9 protein-coding genes and 1 rRNA gene are annotated in these 21,358 nt (G+C 34.7%); all 10 read left to right on the top strand.

The window, feature by feature from the left end; all coding sequences use genetic code 11:
* A 5S ribosomal RNA gene (rrf, locus tag ACFSC2_RS16600) occupies positions 1-83 on the top strand; the annotation flags it as partial.
* Between the two features lie 150 nt (positions 84-233).
* On the top strand, positions 234-3,932 hold the full coding sequence (locus tag ACFSC2_RS16595; protein ID WP_379817180.1) for an AraC family transcriptional regulator: 3,699 nt from the start codon (positions 234-236) through the stop codon (positions 3,930-3,932).
* 176 nt (positions 3,933-4,108) lie between these two features.
* Positions 4,109-7,078, top strand: a complete 2,970-nt coding sequence (locus ACFSC2_RS16590; protein ID WP_379817181.1) for a SusC/RagA family TonB-linked outer membrane protein — start codon at positions 4,109-4,111, stop codon at positions 7,076-7,078.
* 16 nt (positions 7,079-7,094) lie between these two features.
* On the top strand, positions 7,095-8,837 hold the full coding sequence (locus ACFSC2_RS16585) for a RagB/SusD family nutrient uptake outer membrane protein (protein ID WP_379817182.1): 1,743 nt from the start codon (positions 7,095-7,097) through the stop codon (positions 8,835-8,837).
* Positions 8,838-9,097: 260 nt separating this feature from the next.
* The gene (locus ACFSC2_RS16580) at positions 9,098-10,891 is read left to right on the top strand and encodes an alkaline phosphatase (RefSeq protein ID WP_379817183.1); all 1,794 of its coding nucleotides are present in this window, start codon (positions 9,098-9,100) and stop codon (positions 10,889-10,891) included.
* Between the two features lie 570 nt (positions 10,892-11,461).
* Complete coding sequence (locus tag ACFSC2_RS16575) at positions 11,462-16,054, top strand: molybdopterin cofactor-binding domain-containing protein (RefSeq protein ID WP_379817184.1); 4,593 nt, start codon at positions 11,462-11,464, stop codon at positions 16,052-16,054.
* A gap of 60 nt (positions 16,055-16,114) precedes the next feature.
* The gene (locus ACFSC2_RS16570; RefSeq protein ID WP_379817185.1) at positions 16,115-17,551 is read left to right on the top strand and encodes a hypothetical protein; all 1,437 of its coding nucleotides are present in this window, start codon (positions 16,115-16,117) and stop codon (positions 17,549-17,551) included.
* Between the two features lie 102 nt (positions 17,552-17,653).
* Complete coding sequence (locus ACFSC2_RS16565; RefSeq protein ID WP_379817186.1) at positions 17,654-18,718, top strand: deoxyribonuclease II family protein; 1,065 nt, start codon at positions 17,654-17,656, stop codon at positions 18,716-18,718.
* A 41-nt stretch (positions 18,719-18,759) separates the two neighbouring features.
* The gene (locus tag ACFSC2_RS16560; RefSeq protein ID WP_379817187.1) at positions 18,760-20,286 is read left to right on the top strand and encodes an alkaline phosphatase family protein; all 1,527 of its coding nucleotides are present in this window, start codon (positions 18,760-18,762) and stop codon (positions 20,284-20,286) included.
* A 32-nt stretch (positions 20,287-20,318) separates the two neighbouring features.
* The gene (locus ACFSC2_RS16555; RefSeq protein WP_379817188.1) at positions 20,319-21,326 is read left to right on the top strand and encodes an XdhC family protein; all 1,008 of its coding nucleotides are present in this window, start codon (positions 20,319-20,321) and stop codon (positions 21,324-21,326) included.
* Positions 21,327-21,358 lie beyond the last annotated feature (32 nt).

The raw sequence follows: 21,358 nt of genomic DNA, 5'->3' as shown, positions 1-21,358 counted from the left end.
CTCTTCCCATTCCGAACAGAGAAGTTAAGCCCGCCTGCGCAGATGGTACTGCAGTTTTGTGGGAGAGTATGTCGTCGCCTTTCTTTTGAAAAACCCTGTTTCTAACGAAACGGGGTTTTTTGTTTTTTATCGGTTTGGAGATCCCATTCAGCTTTTCTGTTTTTTTTATTTAACCTACACTTTATATTTGGTTTAACTTGCAATTGTATACTTGTTGGTTAAAATACCAAACAATGATCAGGCCTTTATTTTTATTCCTCCTTTTTAGTATACATTCATTTGCACAGCAGATAAAATTCGAAAACTTTACAACAAATCAAGGATTGTCTAACAATTCTGTTGCGGATATTGAGAGCGATAATGATGGCGGTTTATGGATCGCTACTTGGGATGGTCTCAACTATTTTGACGGAACTAATTTTAAAGTTTATAAAAACGATAATAATGATCTTAAAACAATTTCAAGTAACTATATTACGAAATTAAAAAAAGATTCAGCAGGTAATATTTGGTTAATAACAAAAGAAGGATACTTAAATCAATATCTTGGGAATGACGAATTTAAAGAGTTTAAATTTAAAAGTGTCCCCAAAGATATTTTGTTATCTGATAAGGGAAATATAGTTGTTAAAACAGATAATGGTTATTTTGAATTTAATAATAAGTCTTTTGTCGCAATATCACGTAATAAAGTCAATTCTATAGACTTTACGAATCTTAAAAATATTTTGCTTAGAAAATATCCTAAGCTTATTGTAAATGATATTTTAAAGGATAAAGAAGAAAATATTTGGTTTGCCACTCGCGAGAATGGATTGTATATTATGACAAATGGTTCTGATGAGAATAGCATTAGACATTTTACTTCAGATCTATATTCGCCGTATTCTTTTAAAAGTAATGAAATTGAAACACTTCATGAAGATGAATTTGGAAACATCTGGTTAGGGCAGAAAGATGGCGGTTTGAGCATGGCATTTATGGGGTCTGAAAAAATAAATGCTGTCATGCCACATCCCATAACGGAACCTTATCTACCAGACGAAACGATTAGAGCTGTTACCGAAGACAACAAAGGAAAAATCTGGCTGGGTTATTACACAAGAGGGCTTTATCACTATAATGACAAAAGCCATTTCTTTGAAAAGTTTAAAATAGATCAGGCTGGAATGAATCCTGATTGGGATCGTGTAAGAAGTTTGTTTACATCGAGTGATGGAACAATTTGGGCAGGTACTTATAAAGGAATTCTTCGTATTTCAAATAATAAATATACTACCTATGAGAATAGTGGTATTGCTGGGATTTCTATTTCTAGATGTTATTCAATGATTGAAGACCAAAACAAACAAATTTGGATGGGAGGCTGGGGAGGTCTCGCAAAATTTAATTTATTGTCTGGGAAATTTGAATCATTTAAAGGTCAGGAATTATTAAATAAATTTCATATTCGATGCGTAAGGAAAAATAATAAAGATCTTATACTGGCAACAGAAAATAGTGGAGTAATTGTATTTGACTTAAATACAGGTACTTTAAATAAGATCTCTACTAAAGAAGGAATTTTAGGAAATAGTGTTTATTCTGTTTTGATTGATAAGCAATCAGATAATTATTGGATAGCTTCTCTTGGCGGTGTCAGTGTTTTTAATAAAAAGAATGGCTTGATAAAAAATATTTCTGAGACTGAAGGACTTCCTAGTCATATGGTGTACGGGCTTATTGATAATGGAAGTAAAATCTGGATCAGTACTACAAAAGGAATTGCTTCTATTGATAAAAAAAGCTATGATATCAGTTCTTATAATCCTTCTTACGGATGGCAGGCACCAGAGTTTTCTGAAGGGGCATATTATAAGAATTCTAAAGGAAATTTGTTTTTTGGAGGCGTAGAAGGACTTAATTATTTTAATCCCAATTTGATTTATTCTAGCAATTCAAAAGCAAAAATAAAATTAAGGGTGGACGGAAATGAAAATTTTCAGCAAAAAATAGAAAAAGGTTTCGGAAGTAATGAAATAAGAATTGAAATTCTACCAATTGTATTTCCAAGAAATAAAAAAAATGACATTTATTATAAACTGGAAGGATACGATAAAGAATGGATTCGTTTGGAGAGTGATAATAAAATACAATATTCTGATTTATCTTCGGGAGATTACACTTTTATAGTAAAACAAGGTAAAGACGGTATTGCCGAAGCTGCTTTTTTTACGTTAAATGTTGGCGAAGCATTCTACGAATCTATATTATTTTATATTCTTTTGTCTGTTTTTATACTTCTTGTCTGTACAATAATAGTTTATTTAAAAAATAAAACGGCTCTTTCGCAGCAAAAGTATCTTGAAGAACTTGTGATGGCGCGCACGGCTATTATCGAAAATCAGAAGAAAAATCTTGAAGAAATTAATTTAGAACTTGATCAAAAAAACAAAAAAATAGAAGAGCAGAAAGAAAAACTTTTAATTCTTCACAGTAATTCTAAAAATGAAAATTTTGAGATAGAGAAGTTTAAGACTTTTATGCTGGCTGAGTTTCAGGAGCCAATTTCAAAAATAATTAAAATTTCTGGTTCTCTCAAAAAGGATTCAGAAACACATAAGTCTTTGGTATTACAATCAGATAAGCTGGTAAATATTATTTCTGAATGGAATTATCTGGAACATGTTAAAGATCTTGGACCTATTAAAAAAACAGCAGCTTATTTATTTCCTGTTTTAAAGAATAACGTCGAAAAGCTTAAAAAAAATCTTCAGTCTAATAAAGTAAATTTTAATTGCGAAATTGACAGTAGTAATTGTTTTGCGGTTATAGATATATTGCGTCTCAAGCTTTCACTACAGTATTTTTTTAATGATATCTGCAAGTATTCTGATAAAGACAGTACTTTGAATGTGAGGATTAGTTATCAAAATAATTTTATTGAGATTAAGGTCGAATCAGACAGTATTATTCTAAAAAATAATTGGGATACAATCTCACATTACAGTCCTTATTTTATAGCATTACAAGTGTTGCTACAAGATTTACAAGGAGAAATTATTCCGTCTTCGGGTATTCATTTTCAAACTATTTTACGAATTCCGATAGAAATTGTAAATCCGGAAGCTAATTTCAAAGAAACAATTTCATGGAAAAATTTTAATTACGAAGAACAGTTTTCGCCAGATAAAAAATGTCTTTTGGTTTTTGGGGATCCATTTAATAATACCGTTGCAAACCAAGTTTTAGACAGCGAAAATTACAATATAATCTATGAGAGTTCTGTCTTTAATTTAAATGCAATAATTAAACAGATTGATACAGCTGCTTTGGTTTTTTATCAGGCAGCATTTTCAAAAGAGCTGATTAACTTTTTACATCAGAATAAAGAAAATTCTAATATCAAAATACCAATGATTTATATCTCTGAAGATATTAATTATGAATTGGACGAACAATTATTAGAAATAGGAATTGATACTCATATAAAGTTACCTGCCAGTACATCATTCGTCAGAAAAAAAATAGACAGTCTAATTAATCAGAATAAAGAACCGCTGAGGGAACATAAAATACAACAGAAAATATTTGAGATTCTCACAGAAAATAATGACCATATTACACCAAACGAAAAGCTGCTTAAAAAAGCATTAGAAATAATTAAGGAGGAATTACAGAACCCTTCCTTTAACGTAGAAATGCTTGTAGATCAATTGGGGATTTCGAGGGTAAAATGCTATCGATTGTTTAAAGAAACGCTTAATCAGTCACCTTCGGATATATTGATGTCACTGCGATTGCAAAAAGCAGAAGTTTTATTAAAAACGAAGAGATTGAATGTATCTGAAATAAGTTTTGAGTGCGGTTATAATGATCCAAAATATTTTGGACGCTCTTTTAAAAAGTATTTTGGAAAAAGTCCGAAAGAATACAAAGAATATAGTTTGTAATTGCTGTTAGCCCTGTATTTACGGAAAGTTAGGGCAAGGTTAATGAACAAATAGTACCCTTTTTTGCTGTTAATTATATCCTAAATTGAAATATTAGTCCTCTTTTGGAAAACAAAAATCCTCCTTTTGGCGGGTTCGTTAAAATACTTTTGAAAAAACATAAAAAAGTATTTTAAATGAAAAAAATCTATGCATTGTTAATTCTTGCCTTAGGATGTATGTCATATTCCTACGCGCAGGTATCAGTATCAGGAGTTGTTGTTTCTGATGCCGAAAAAGTACCCGTACCAGGAGTCTCTGTGTATATAAAAGGAGAACCAAAAGGAGCTGTTACAACAGATTTTGATGGGAATTTTAAAATTAAAGTACAACAAAACGAAGGTGTTTTGGTTTTCTCGTACGTAGGATTTAAAACTAAAGAAGTTTCTTTTTCTGGAACACAGAAACTGACCGTTTCGTTAACTGAAGAAGTAAGTACTTTAAATGAAGTAGTAGTGGTAGGTTACGGATCTCAAAAAAGATCTGACGTAACTGGAGCTATTGGTTCGGTAAAAAGTGAGAATTTTAACAAAGGTGTTGTAGCCAATGCAGGGCAATTGATCCAAGGTAAAGTCGCTGGTGTTAATGTAATGGCAGCTAGTGGTGAGCCAGGAGCTAATCAGGATATTATTATTCGTGGAGTTGGAAGTTTACGTTCTGGAACAACACCTCTATATGTAGTTGACGGATTTGCATTAGATAATTCTGGTACTGGTGTTGCTTCAAACCCTTTGAACTTTATCAATCCGCAGGATATCGAAAGCATTGAGGTTCTTAAAGATGCATCTGCTGCAGCGATTTATGGTGCAAGAGGAGGTAATGGAGTAATTGTAATTACAACGAAAAAAGGATCAAAAGGACAGAATAAAATCAACCTTTCGATGACAACGGGAATCTCGACATTAGCAAACAAAGTGAATGTTTTTAGTGCTGATGAATTTAGAAAACAAGTTGCTGCTGTAAACGGAACGCTACAAGATGGTGGAGCAAGTACAGATTGGCAAGATGAATTGACTAGAACTGGAATTTCTCAAAACGTTAACTTATCGATGAGTGGCGGAACTGAAAAGTCGACTTATGCGGCATCTTTAGGTGTGGATAACCAACAAGGTATTTTACAAAATAGTGATTTAAAACGTTATTCTGGACGTTTGAATTTAACTCAAAAAGCATTAAACGATAAGTTTAACATTGCTTTTAACATGACTGCAACAAAACTTGAAAATTCAAGACCAGATGCAAGAGGTATTGTTGGAAGTATGTTGACAATGAACCCAACTGACGCAGTTTATGTAAATGGACAGCTTAATACAAACCTAAGTAATGATGCTGTAAATCCTTTAATCAGCCAAAGAATTTATTCTGACGAAACTGTTAACAATCGTATTTTAGCGAATATTTCTCCATCTTATGAAATTATAAAAGGATTAACTTATAAATTTAATCTAGGTGTTGATTATTCTATGTCTGAAAGAGACATTCAAGTTTTGCCATATACTACGAATACTAATACAACAGAAAGTACTTTAAACAATATTGCTACTAATAATAGTAATACTTTATACGAAAATACTCTTACGTATAATTTTAATGTTAAGGCTCATAATTTCACAGTTTTAGCTGGTCAATCTTACCAAATAAATCAAATAAATCAAAAGAATTATAACTTTAGAGGATTTCCAGATAATGGGGTTGAACCAAAAAATCAAATTGGAGCAGCTACTGAGCTTAGAAGCAAGTCTTCGATTGCAGTAGAGAATGAGATTCAGTCTTTCTTCGGAAGATTAAATTATGGATATGATAATAAATATCTTCTTACTGCAACCATTCGTAGTGATGGATCTACCAAATTTGGTACAAACAATAGTTACGGATATTTTCCATCTGTTGCTTTAGGATGGAATATTACAAAAGAAAATTTCTTAAAAGATTCTGAAACAATTAACAATCTTAAATTAAGAGCAAGCTGGGGACAAACTGGTGTTCAGGAAATTCCTTCTAAGAAAACAAAAACAAGTTATACAGAAAGTATTAATGGATATGATACTTACCCATTAGACCCATCTGCGACAACTGTAGGTGATTATCCTTACGGTTCAATCTACACGCGTTTAGCTAATCCGGATTTGCAATGGGAGGTTTCAACACAGACTAATATTGGTTTAGATTTTAGTTTATTCAATAATAGATTATCAGGTACTGTTGATTATTTCAACAAAGTTTCAGATAATATTTTATTAGAAGTAACACCTGTAGATCCTATTCAGCCTGCATCGACATACTGGACAAACATTCCTAATATGGAAGTTGTAAACAATGGTATTGAGGTTGCTTTAGATTACAGTAGTGATAAAAGCAAAGATTTTTCTTATAGCGTTGGTGGAAACGTATCTTTTACAAAAAACAAAGTAAAAAATTCACCTTACAAAATATTGACAACTGGAGCTGCACAAGGAGGCGGACAAACCAATGCAACAATTAACGGAGTAATTAATGGGCAGCCAATCGGTTCTTTCTATATGCTTGATTTTACAGGAATTGGTCCTGATGGTTTAAATCAATTTGCAGATGCAAATGGAGATGGTTCTATTCTTGACAATGACCGTATAGTTGCTGGAAGTGCATTACCAGATTATATTTATGCATTTTACTTGAATTTGAAATACAAGAATTTTGATTTCGGAGCTAATTTTAACGGAGCTGGAGGAAATAAAATTTACAACCACGTTGCTATGACTTCTTTCAACAGAGGTAATTTGGCAAATTCATTTAATACTACAGACAGAGCTTCACAATATTTAAACGAAGCTTCAACAAACTCTAATACAGTTTCTACTAGATATTTAGAAGATGGTAGTTTCTTAAGATTAAATAATGCAACTCTGGGTTACAATTTAAGCCCGAAAATAATCGGACTTGGTGATGTAATGGATAACATTCGTCTATCAGTTACAGGACAAAATTTATTTGTAATCACAAAATACAGCGGTTACGATCCAGAAATTAATACTGGAACTCCAGTAAGTGAAATTCAGTCTTTTGGTATTGATTATTTCAGTTACCCAAGAGCGAGAACTATTGTATTTGGCTTAAACGTGGCATTTTAATCAAAAATAAAAAAAAATGAAAAATAAAATAATAATAGCAAGTCTTACATTCAGTTTGTTTTTTACCTGGAGCTGTACTGACTTAGATGAAAAAGTGCTGGACGAATCTTTAAATGGAGCCGGACAAGCAGAAGCGATCAGTGGTGCAATTGCTCCCGCTTATGGACAGTTAAAATCAACTTGGTATCATACAAACAATTTTGGTTTACAGTTAATTGCCAGCGATGAAGGTATTCTGCCTTACAGAGGAGGAACAGATTGGTATGATGGAGGTAAATATTTAGCTGTACACGCTCATACTACAACAGCTACTAATGACTTAGTAACAAGTACTTGGAATGCGCTTACTAAAAATATCTCTAGAACATTATCTGCTATTGAAGTGTTGACTCCTCTTGCAGAAGCTGGAAATACAGAAGCAAAAGGAGCACTATATGAAATGAAAGCTTTAAGAGCTTACTTAAATATGCAGACGTTAGACAGCTGGGGAATTGTATTCAAAAAAGAATCTTCAGCTAGTACTTCAGAAATTCTTAGAGGTCAGGATGCAGTTTCTTATATAGAAAATGAATTGTTATCTGTTGTAGATGTAATTAATACGGATAAAGGACCTGGAAGAATGACACAAGCAGCAGTTTGGGGACTTCTTGCAAGATTGAATATAAATGCAGCTGTTTACCGTGATCCTTACGGAACACCTTCATTCACAGGTGCTGATATGGATAAAGTTATTAAATACACAGATAACATTATCAACTCAGGAAAATTCAGTATGTCTCCTGAATATTTTGACTTGTTTGATGATTCTAATGATAAAAATAAAGAAATCATTTTTTCAATAGATCAACGTGGAGTTTTAGCTGATGAGCACAATCGTTGGGCATACTGGTCAATACCAGGTTCAATGTTTCCTAGACCAGAATCTATCAATGCAGATGGAACTGACGGTCCAGCTATTACATCAGATTTTTATCAAACTTGGGTTGACGCTTACGGATCTGTAGATCCTGCTGATGCTGATTCAAGATTTTATAAAAATAATGCTAAAGTGCCAGATAACTTAAAAGATCTTACAGGATTTTCTCCATTAAATGATGAAAATCACTATTACTGTGTAAAAGCTGAAGAGTTTGAAATTGACAGAGGAATTATGAGAGGTATTCCTTGGGCAGCAAGAAAAGATAATAATGGTGCTTTTTATAAATGTGATAATGGATACAGAATCTATCCAGTTAAACAAATTAAAGGAAACGGACCTGATAAAAACGTTGGATACGTAAACCTTACTTTGAAAGTTGATTTTACAAAAGAAGGAAGTATGCACTATTCTGGTTACAGAGTTTCTAAATATCAATTCAGCCATACTTCTCCTGACGGAAATACATTTAGTAGTGTAGATATGGTTTTATTAAGATATGCTGAAATTTTTATGATGCGTGCTGAAGCTAAATTGAGAAAAGGAGATAGCGCTGGTGCACTTGCTGATATGAATACAGTTAGAACTTCAAGAACTGCACGTACTCCAATTCCTGCTGCACTTCCAGCTATTAGTTTAGATATTTTATACAGAGAATATGGTTTCGAATTTTACTGGGAAGGTTTAAGAAGAACTACTCAAATTCGTTTCAGCCACTTTGAAGATAAATGGACTGAAAAAGCAGATACAGATGCAAGCAAAAGATTGTTCCCAATTCCTCAGGTAGCAATTGATGGAGCTTCTAACGTACCAGGATATTTAGTACAGAATAAAGGTTACTAGTTTATTTTTGTTTTTTTTATATTGAATTAAAAGACTGATGCTCATTTTATTAGCATTGTTAGTAAAATGCGCAGTCTTTTTTGTGTTAGTTGTTTAAAACAGGGTTGTTTTTTATAACCCTGTTTTTTATTGATTTTTTATAAAGTCACATCGTCGAGAAAAACTCCCCATTTTCCGACTAAGTCCAAATCCAAGTTTTTGAAATCCCTTTTTTGCCCCCAAACCTACTTTTTTTACCCAAATTCATTAATTTATTTAAAATGAAATTATCATCAATATTCATTAGTTTCTTCGTGTTGCTTTTTGGTAACCCAGCCAATTTGTGCGCGCAGGAATTGATCAAAGTGCATTCGCATAATGATTACAATCGTATCATTCCGTTTTGGGATGCATATTCTAATGGAGCAACGTCTATAGAAGCGGATATTTTTTTGAAAGACAATAACTTATTTGTTTCGCATGATAAAGAAGGAATTACTATTTCCAGAACTTTAGAAGATTTGTATTTAAAGCCATTAGAAACGGCATTAAAAATGAATTACAAAAAAGAAAACAAACTGGTTTTATTGGTAGACATTAAAACCGAAGCTGAGCCAACTCTTGCTAAATTGATTTCTATTCTAAAAAAATACGAAACAATAACCAAAAATAAGGATATCAAAATTGTGATCTCAGGAAACAGACCCGTATCTGAAACGTATACAAAATATCCAGATTTTATTTTGTTTGATTATCAGGAAATTGAAAAACCTTTGTCAAAAGAAAACTGGGAAAAAGTAGCCATGATTAGTGTCGACTTTAAAAAATATTCTGTTTGGAACGGACTTGGAAGATTAACACACGACGATTATAATCGCGTAAGCGAAGTTATTTCTAGAGCTAAAAAACTTAATAGACCATTTCGTTTTTGGGGTTCTCCAGATACAAAAAGTGCTTGGAAAGCTTTTTTAGAATTGGGTGTAGATATTATTAATACGGACAAACCATTCAATTGTGTGCAATATCTGGAATCTTTTCCTAAAAGACTTGTAACCGCTTCTAATTCATCAAAAGTTTATACTCCGACTTTCAAGACAGACCAAAAAAATATTCCAGTAAAAAATGTCATTCTTTTAATTGGAGACGGAAATGGTTTGTCGCAAATTTCCTCAGCCGTGTTGGCCAATAATGGAGCTTTGTCAGTAACGCAATTAAAAAGTATTGGTTTTATAAAAACACAATCAGCTGACGATTTTACAACAGATTCTGCTGCTGCGGGAACTGCTTTGGCAACGGGTCAAAAAACCAACAACAGAGCTATCGGAACTGATAGTTTAACAAAACCGATTCCGAATATCTTAGAAATACTGCAAAAAAGAAATTTTTCTACAGGTGTAATAACTACAGATGAAATTACCGGAGCCACTCCTGCAGCTTTTTATGCCCATACTGAAGAAAGATCTAATACTGAAGGAATTTCTAAAGATTTATTAAAAAGCAAACTGAATTTGTTTGTAGGCGGAGGAGCTTCTACTTTTCAAAATAGTTCATTAAGTTCGAAATTTAAACTAGTAAATTCGGTTAAAGACTTACAGACCGTTGCGAATGATACAGTTGGTGTTTTTATTTCACAAAGCAGAGTTCCTTCAGTTCTAGAAGGAAGAGGTGAACTCTTAGCTGATGCAACAAAATACAGTCTTGAATTTTTAAGCAAGAAAAACAAACCCTTTTTCCTGATGATTGAAGGAGCACAAATTGATAGTTTTGGTCATGTTAATAATACAGCCGGAATTGTTGCTGAAACAATAGATTTTGATACTGCGATAACACAAGCTCTTATGTTTGCCGACAAAAACGAAGGAACATTAATAGTTATAACAGCAGATCACGAGACTTCAGGATTTGCGATTCCGCAAGGAAATGTAAAAAAGCATAAAATAGAAGGTGATTTTATTACCAACGATCATACAGCGACTATGGTTCCGATATTTTCTTACGGACCACATTCGCAGGATTTTCAAGGTGTTTATGAAAATAACGAAGTGTTTAGTAAAATACTTTCGCTATTAAAATAATTGAATATTTGTTCAAAAAATTAATTGATCTAAAAAGTGAGTTTTGATAGTTATAGAAAGTGAAAAGTTTAAAATTTCAAAGCAGTCTTAACTGATTTGCAATTTGTTTATTTTTAAAAAGCCCTGAAGAAATTCAGGGCTTTTTTTGTGCCTATTTCAATTTTAAAAAAGATCTCATAAGTGAGAGTTAGGTTAATTATATTTATTAAAAATAACGTGTTTTATTAAGGATAATCTTAAAATCAGGTATTAATACGCGATTCTGATTTAAAACGGCATATTATATTTGTTATAGATTATTAGTTAAATGTTTGAAGTATATACTGGTTATGGGAACTGATCTTCCTGTTTCTTAATAAAAAAGCTAATAAGTTTAAATTTCTACACGCCATTAATTATTGAAGATCTCAAAATCTAGGATAGAGAATAATAACAAAAGGATTCCATATCAGGATCAACATTTTTGTTCATTAGGAGCTTTCAGCTTTTAAATTATTTAATGGTTGAACTATTTCATTCTTTAAAAGTTTAAAAAAATTAAACCCAAATCAATTTATTTCACTTACTAATATGAAAAACACTGTAAATTTCTTTCTAAATGGAAAATCTACAACTATAGAAAATCCATCACCAGATTTACTTTTGATTGATTTTTTAAGATCTCCTCAAGTAGGTCTTTGCGGCCCCAAAAAGCCATGTGGCCAAGGTGGCTGCGGTGGCTGTACAGTTATTTTATCTGAATGGGATAACGAAGAAAACAAAGCCAATCATTTAGCTATAAACTCTTGTCTTAGACCCGTATGTTCTATAGGAGGACTTTCGATTACGACTGTCGAGGGAACTGGTGCAGCACGTAAACCTGATCCTAAACATTTAGTACAAAAATCAAGTTCTACCCGTACTGTAGTCACGTTAGACGAAGACGATTCTCCTGTATTGGAAGCGGCAAAAAAAGAAGCAGATGAGAAACGTGCTGCGGTTCAAAATGCTGTCAATATTGCTAAAAGTTCTGTAAACGGAGCCTGTTCTGCCGAGGTAAAAATTATAGAAGACATATCTGAATTTCCATCTGAAGAAACGCACTTAGGAGTAAATCCGGTTGCTTATCAATTGGCTTTAAACAACGGAAGTCAATGTGGTTATTGCAGTGTCGGATTTGTAATGAACATGTCTGAATTTATACATAACAATCCAACTGCAACCAAAAAAGAGATTGAGCAGGCATTTGATGGAAATTTATGTCGTTGCACGGGTTATCGCTCTATCCTTACGGGTATGAAAACTTTTGCTTCAGATTGGGATGCTTCTGATGAAAAAAAGAGAATGCCATGTAAACTAGATCCTGTTACTAAGGCACAGCTTCCTGCAAATGTGGAGATTCCATTTCCTGTAGAGGCACAGCAACCTGCTTCTGGAGTTTCAACCAGCCGTTGGGCAACTCCAACTTCATTATCAGAGCTGGCAAAAACTATAAAAGCTAACAAAAATATACGACTTGTACATGCTAATACATCTTATGGCATTTATAAAAATGAATATTTAGATGAAACTTTTTATATCGACATTCGTTTTATTCCCGAATTAAATACAAAAAACAAAGTAACAGACGGACGCCTTCAAGTGTCGGCTAGTACGACTTACAGCGACTTAATTAAGATACTTTCGGAGGGAATTAACGAAGCTAAATTTAATGCCAAAAAAATATCCAAATCGGATATCACTACTTTGGAAGCATTAGATTATATGGCGCGCCGAACTGCGGGACGTATTGTTCGTAATGCAGCTACAATTGGCGGCAACACTATGCTGGTTTTAAAGCATATTCCAATTGGTACAGGTGAACCATTTCCATCTGATTTATTTACTGTTTTATTCGCTGTAGATACTAAAATAAGTTACTTTTTATTAGACGAAAAAGGCGAATTTAAAGAAAATACAAAAACAGCCAAAGAACTTGTAGAAGCAGTTAAAAAAGATCCGAAACTTGCGGATAATATTGTTTTAAGTGCCTATGAAATTCCTTTAAAAGATACCAATGATGTTGTATTTGCTCAAAAAGTAGCACTTCGTGAAGTAAATGCTCACAGTATCGTAAATACTGCTACAAATTTCAATATTACAGAAAATTGCGTTGTTAAATCGGCAGCAATTGTATTTGGCGGGATCGCTGCGTATCCGTGGCGAGCAAGTCAAACGGAAAAGGAAATGAAAGATAAAGAGTTGACATTAAAAGATGTTGACAGACTTTCAAAAACTTTGGCAAAAGAAGTTTACGAAGAACTTGTTGCTCAGGAGGAGCGAATGAAAGAAGTTCCTAATGAAGGTTTTACTTTAGAATATCGTACACAATTAGCCGTTTCATTTTTCTACAAATCGATCGTGAATGCGTTAACAGTAAGAGGAGTTTCTATTCCGAAAAAACTGGCTTCATTATCAGAAAATAAATGGGGAAATTGGCCGGTAAGTGATGGTGTTCAAAATTATAAAACACAAGACTACAAAGCACCAGTTGCACAGCCTTATATCAAGGTGACAGCGATGTACCAAACTTCTGGACAAACGCATTACACACATGAGCTTCCGATATCGCCGCTTACTTTAAACGGTGCATTTGTACAAAGCCAGAGAGCATTGATGAACTATTCGTTTGCTATTAAAAATAAAACCGCTACAATAGCCGAATTAAGAACCTATCTAAAAGATACTTTCCCAGAATTTACAGATATTATTACCTACGAAAATATTAAAAACGGAGGGCGTAATTACCAAGGAATGGGAAGTGACCAGCCGCTTTTTGCAGAACAATTAGTGAGTTATGTGGGGCAATCTATTGCGATGATACTTGCTTCAAATGAGCAGGATGCTATCAAAATTGCAGCACATGTTTCTACAGAATGTGTTCAGTACACCAAACCAGGTGCTCCTTGGACAGATCAATGGAGCGAACCCATTATTGATTTATTAGATGCTGTCAAGAAAGGAAGCATTTTTCCAGATGCGCCTGTCTCAGCTTCTTTTGCTTCTCATATTTGGAAAATAACCCGTCCGGGAAGTCAGTTTGACTGGGTGAAAAATCATCAGCCAATTGCGCCTGAAAAACTGATACGTGAGGGAGAAATTAACAAAAGAAAAGATGAGGTAGATAATATTCCGTGTACCGTTGTTACCTCTTCACAACTTTGTGGAGGTCAGGCTCATTTTTACATGGAACCGCAAGCTTGTGTGGCAACTCCTATAGACGAAGGACGTATTAAGGTTGAGCCATCAGTACAAAGTCCAGGAGCCATGCATGATACAGTTGCTTCTGCATTAGGAATGTATCACCATCAAGTTGAAATTAAAATACCTCCGGTCGGAGGAGGTTTTGGAGGAAAAACAGAACAAACCCGTTTTGTTGCTGGACCAACTGCTGTTGCGGCAAAAGCGACTAAAACTCCCGTTAGATTAGCAATACCTCGTGATGAAGATACCGCGATGATAGGAAAACGTCATGCGTATTACGGAGAATATGAAATTGCTGTTGATAAAGGAGAGTATAAAAAAGAAAACAAAGGAATCATTCATGGTTTTCAATTAAAAATGTGGGGCGACGGCGGTGCATTTTATGACTGTTCTTTTATTGTTTCCAATTGTATTCAGCTGCGTACAGACAATGCATACAAGATTAAAAACTTCGAAAGCCAGATTGATGTATGCCGAACCAATACCGCTCCTAGTACCGCGATGCGTGCCTTTGGAGATGTTCAAGGAAAAAATATTGTTGAAAATGCCATTGATGATGCTGCCGTTTCAATCAATATGAGGCCAGAAGATCTGCGCGAAAAAAATCTTTACGACCGCGGTGATGTGACTCCATTCGGACAAGCGCTTACTTATTGTTACATGAAACAAGTATGGGCTTATGCTAAAAATGTCTCCAATTTTGAAGCTAAATATGAAGAAGTCCAAAATTTCAATAAACAAAATAAATGGGTAAAAAGAGGTATCTCTATGATTCCTGTAAAATACGGTTCAGGATATAATTTACTTGCCTTAGAACAATCTGCAGCTATTGTGGTTGTCAATTCAAGTGACGGAACTGTTATAATTCATCAGGGAGGTGTTGAAATCGGACAAGGTTTAGTCACTCAGGCACAACAAGTAGCGTCTTATGTTTTGGGCATTCCGATGGAAATGATTTACATTGATAGTGTAAATACAAATGTCACTCCAAACCCAACAAGTACAGGAGGTTCGACAGGAACACCATATTCTTGTGAAGCTGTAAAACAGACTTGCGAAGACATGCGTGCCCGCTTAATGGAATTTGGTTATCAAATGCTGAAAGAAAATGGAGAAGAGTGGTGTAAAAGCAAAAACATAGATTTCTGGAACTACGGTGCAGGAGAAAACAAAGGCTGGTCGAAACGAATTAAAACCAGCGGCGGAAATGAAATAATGATTTGGCAGCAACTTGTCAATCTTGCAGCATCGCAGCGTGTTAATTTGATTGCTTCTTTTAATACTAAAATAAAAGGAGGTGAAGTTCAGATTCCAGCAATGACCTTTAAAACAGAAGCTGATCAGCCCAATATTCCAGGTATAGAACGTGTTAAAAATGCCACTCTTGGCGGAGGCGTTGATTCATTTGTCGGTTTTACTTATTCAGTAGCATGCTCTGTTACAGAAGTCGATATTCTTACTGGAGAGGTTAAAATCATAAGCTCTGATATTATTTACGATATGGGATGGAGTCTGAATCCTGCTATCGATATAGGTCAGATCGAAGGAGCTTTTGTACAAGGTATCGGCTATTTGATGACCGAAAAATTAGTGTCAGAAACAGAAGGTCCAAATATCGGACGATTGAATTCGACTAACACTTGGCGTTACAAAATTCCTGCTGTGACAACTATTCCACTGGAAATGAATACTTTTCTTTTTCCAAGAGATGAAGAATCTGTAAGCAGTATTCCACCAGATCCTAATCAAATATTTTCTGCAAAAGAAGTTGGCGAGCCTCCGTTAGTGCTTGCTAATAGTGTATTCTTTGCTATAAAAGACGCTATACGTGCCTCAAGAACAGAACGTAATTTAGAGCCGCTTTTCCGCTTTGATGCACCAGCAACAGTGCAGGAAGTGCGTAGGGCTAGTGAAGTAACCTTAAAAGATTTCACAGAATAATTATCAAAAAAAGAACACACCAAAAAACAATAAATTAAGAACAAATCTAATTATCTACTAATGAAAGAACTAAGATCTATTATTATCGCAGCTTCTATTCTTTTTGCGTCTTGCAATGAAAAAAAAGAGATACCGGCAGCTGAAGAACAAAAAACGTCCAAAGCTTTGGCCGCGTTAGAAAAACAAAACTATGAAGAGGACGGATTTCCCGATTTCGGTTATATGGTTAGCCCTAAGGAATATAGAGAGAAATACTCTGATCAGCCAATATTTCGTCTAAAAACAGATTTTCCAACGGAATTACCTAAAGAAATGCCTAAGTTTTTGGATATCGATTTCAAAAAAGAACCTTTAAAATACATAGAAGCTGTTCGCGATTATGGTTTTGAAGGAAATACAGAAGAATGGAATCCATACAAAAATAAAGTTCGCAACTGGTATCATATTCCGTGGTTGCATCCAAGTGTAGAAGGAGAAGGTGCTTATCCGCCAAATGGAGGAACTGAAGGTTTTCATGGTCTTATTAAAGAAGCGCCTCTAGGACCTCTTCAATTAGGGCCAGGATTGAAAGGTGTTGACGGAGATTATTCTGTTTATGCTATTACTTTAATCAATGATAAAGCGGGTTATGCAATGTACAGAATGTGGAAAGATCCGCAAAATCCAAATATAAAAGTATTGGATAAACGTTATGAGGATGGCGGATTCCCAACAGGAACTGTTTTTGTAAAACTACTTTTTACAGATGCGCCTAAAGGAACTGATTTCGTAGATTATCTTGTAAATCCGTTGACATGGAAAGCGTATATTACAGAAAACTTCTGGAAATCTACAACCAGAGCAGTTTCTGACGTGCATCTTTTACAAATGGATATTTCTGTTCGTGATCCAAGAGCTGACAGAAGCCCTAGCAATCCTGAAGGTACTGGGTGGGTATTCGGAACTTTCTGTTACAATGGTAAATTAAATAATAAAAACAAATTAATGAACCTTGTTCCAGTTGGACTTACTTGGGGTAATGATCCTAAAAACAGAATTAACAAAACATCGCCATATCCTCCAATCAAGACAGAAGTAAATAAAGATTTGAAAGAAACCGTAATTTTCGAAAGTCCAAATCTTCCTCCTCAGCACCTTGGATGGAATGGTAGATTAGATGGACCAGCAGATTTGAATACAGTTTCGTGTATGTCATGCCATAACGCAGCTCAATATCCGGCAGTAACTTCTCTTGTACCAGATGGTGCCGCTCCAGATGGAGGTGCCACTCCTCCTAAACAAGGTGGTAGTGATGAATGGATGAAATGGTTTCAAAATATAGATTGCGGTACTTCTATGGATCCGAATGTCTATTCAACCGATTTCTCATTTCAGGTTGCAATTGCGCTAGAAAATTTCTTTACCGCTAAAGAAGCTTATGATAAAGGAAAATTTGCGTCTCAATACAAAGCGGTGCATGTTCCTATCCGCCGAGGAGATGTTGCTCCTAATAAGTAAATCTTACATTCAAAATTAAAAATTCACCACACTATACCGATTCAAGTTTGCAATATTTGAATCGGTATAATTGTCTTATAACACTTTCAAAACTTATAAAAAATGGCTAATACTACTAATAATAATGGAATTTCAGCATTGGACGAAAATGGACAGCCAGTTGACTGGTGGTTTGCATATAAAGTTCCAAAACTTGGAAAAACAGTAAACGATCCGACTGCTACAGGTTACGAATATATTTATTACGACCCAAATATTAAAAAAGTGGTTCAATCTCCTAATTTATTGACAGATGGAAAAGGAGCCCTTGATCTTACATTAAAAGCAGTTTTTGATTCTCCATCGCCGACTACAGGATGGATTCTTTATAATGATGAAATGCCTGAAGATGCTAAAAGAACAGACAGCAGTACTTTTGGACATACTAAAGGCGTAATTGCTTTTGATACCAACACAAAAACTGCTTTATGGATGCTGCATTCCTGGCCTAAATATGCAGATGCAGGCGCAACAGAAATGCCGACTCCGGAATACGGACAAACGTATCTTTGTATTTCTTTAGATATTGAAACTGCAGGTCAAATTGCTGCTCAGATGGCAAACCATCAAGTACCGCAAGTTTATATTCCGAATATACCCGATTCATTAGATAAAAATGATCCGCTTTATCTTCTTAGTCAGCCATTAAACCCAAATCCAGCAGGAGATTCGGATGTACTGTCTTATAAATCCCGCGGCGGATTTGACTTTAAAGTTATTGCAAAAAATGAAAAATGGAATAAAGATTTTTGGAATGATTTAGTTGGACCAGCACTTGGAGCAGATATTAATGTGGAAACTTGGATTCGAGGTAAAATTCCACCAACATTGGATAGTGATGGTATTCACAAAACCTTTGATGTTAAGTATATTGACTTAAGTCCGCTTGGAGTTCCGTGGAACTGGCCAGAAACACACGATCATGCGAAATGGGCAGTTACGGTAGATTCAGACTGGGTTTGTGTGGGAGATATTAATCGAATGGTTTCTCAGGAAAAACGTGGAGGTGGCACTATTGCTTTTCAAGACAGTACATTATGGGAAGCTTTGTCAAAAACAGACCTTATTGTGGCACCTCCAGGACACACAAGAGTTGATGCACAGAACCTAATCACAGCAACACATTAGATAAAAATTGCTGCTTCTTTATCTCCAAAAACTGATACAAAATGAACCAATATCTTACATCGAATAAAGATAAGTTACAAAATACAATTAAGCACATTGTCGTGTTAATGTTAGAAAACAGGTCTTTTGATAATTTATTAGGCTGGCTTTACGCCGATGAGGTTCCGCCTCACAATCAGCAGTTCGAAGGTCTGACAAAGGATCTTTGGAATCCGCTCAATAATATAGATTCAGATGGAATTCCTTTTGTTGAAAAAGTAATGATTGAAAAAAATGGACAGCCTAAAAAAAGAAGAGGCGAATTTATTCCGAATCCAGTAGATTTTACACTTCCAAATCCAGATCCGGGAGAAGGTTTTAAAGATACCAATTATCAATTGTTTCAAAAGTATAATGTAGCACAGCAATATGCACCGCCGGCGATTAATACGGGATTTGTTCAAAATTATCAAAATGCGATGCTTTATGGCGCTTTTAGTTTTGGCGATGATCCGACAAATCCTCGTGCGATTATGAAATGTTATACTCCTGAACAAACTCCTGTATTAAGTGAATTAGCGAAGAGTTTTGCTGTCTGCGATCATTATCATTGCTCTGTACCCAGCCAGACAATTCCGAATCGTGATTTTGTTCACGCAGCAACTTCTACAGGACATGTCAATAACAATCCCGTAGCACAATGCGATGCGAGAACTATTTTTAATCAGATTCAGGATGCTATTGATAGCGGAAGGAATGATCTAAGCTGGGGGATTTTTGGGAATAATGCTTTTGCCAGTTCTAAAGATCAAGACGGAGAATTTGGAGACAATCATTTTTCGCTTACTAGATTGATCATGACACAATTGCACGATGCTAAATACAATAATAATTTTGGAACATTATCAGACTTTGAAGCAAAATGTCAAAGCGGCAATCTTCCGAGTTATTCCTTTTTAGAACCTAATTATGGAGGCGAAGAACAAAACGATCAACATCCGCCGACAGATATTCGTGCAGGTGAAAAGCTTATTGCAGACATTTATAATATGATAAAATCCTCGCCAGTTTTTGACAACACGATGTTTATAATCACTTATGATGAACATGGAGGAACTTACGATCATGTTGCGCCCCCAAGCGGCGCAAAAAATCCGTATACAGACGAAAGAGCGGGTCAGGACGGATTCCTTTTCAATCGTTTTGGGGTACGTGTACCTTGTGTTGTTGTAAATCCATACATCAAAAAAGGACTTATTGCAAGGCCGGATGGTTATACGCCATTTGATCATTCATCGATTATTAAAACAGTTCAAAATTGTTTTAATCTTCAAGGATATCTTACCGAAAGAGATAAAGCAGCGCCTGATTTTTCATCCTTGTTAGAATTGGAATACGCCCGTAAAGAGGATATTCCAGAAGTTAAGCCGTTAGAATGGAATTTGAAAGCGGGTGAATTACATGTAAATGACTTGCATCACTTGATAGCAGATGTTCTAGAAGATATGACAGGTAATCCAAAACCTTCATCAAGTCAAATTTTGGAATACATTCAAATTAACTATAAAAATCTTTTTGGCAATAATTAATTAGTACCTAAAAGTTTAAAAACGAAGTATAAATGACCCACGAGTTTTTAAAAATTATAGAGTCATACAAAAGAGCTGGTATAAAGAATATACGAACAGCTCTCGCGACTATTGTGCATGTAGAAGGTTCTTCTTATCGAAAAGAAGGGACGCAGATGCTTATTGACGAATATGGAAACATAACGGGGGCATTAAGCGGCGGTTGCGTTGAGCAGGAAGTTATCAGACAAGCAAGCAGTGTATTTACTTCTGGATGTCCCAAAGTATTTAAATATGACGGTCGTTTCAGATTGGGTTGCGAAGGAAGTATTTACATTTTGATTGAGCTTTTTCATCCTAATAATGAACTTCTTCATTTAATAGAAAATGCAATTCAGCAAAGAGAAGTCTTTTCTTTGTCTTGTTCTTTTATGATTGATGAAATAAGTAAAACCGATTTTGGAACTTCTTTTGAATTTAAAAACACTACTATTTATCATTCTAACTACGAAAAAGACTCAAATAATCTGATTTTTACTCAGAAAATAGAATCATTAAACCGATTATGTATTTTCGGAATAGAACATGACGCGGCAAAATTGAGTCAAATGGCCTCTTTTCTAGGATGGGAAGTTATCATAATAGGTTCAGAATACAGTAGTGTAAATGGCAGTGATTTCCCTTTTGCAAAATCGGTTTTAACTATAAAGCCAGAAGATTTGGATCAAAATTTATTTTGCAGCAATACTGCTGTTGTAGTTATGAGCCACAATTTTTCTAAAGATTTACGTTTTTTATTCAACATTATTAATTCAAAAGTTCGTTATATAGGTCTTCTTGGCCCAGTTCATCGCAGGGAAAAATTATTAAATGCCGTTCTCGATGCCGATTTAATGATTGATGATGATGCGTTTGACAAAATTCACGGCCCTGCAGGTTTGTCTATAGGAAGTAAAACTCCAGAAGAAATTGCATTGTCGATAATGGCAGAAATTACCAGCGTATGGCGAACAAATTTAAAGGAAGTTGAATATTCTTGTATTTCACAAAACAAAATCTAAGTAAATAATTGTGTTCAAAATATGGTTGTTCC

The sequence above is a fragment of the Flavobacterium artemisiae genome (genome assembly GCF_042678225.1).
In the GTDB taxonomy this organism is placed as follows: Bacteria; Bacteroidota; Bacteroidia; order Flavobacteriales; family Flavobacteriaceae; genus Flavobacterium; species Flavobacterium artemisiae.
This window is presented reverse-complemented; position numbering and strand designations above follow the sequence as displayed.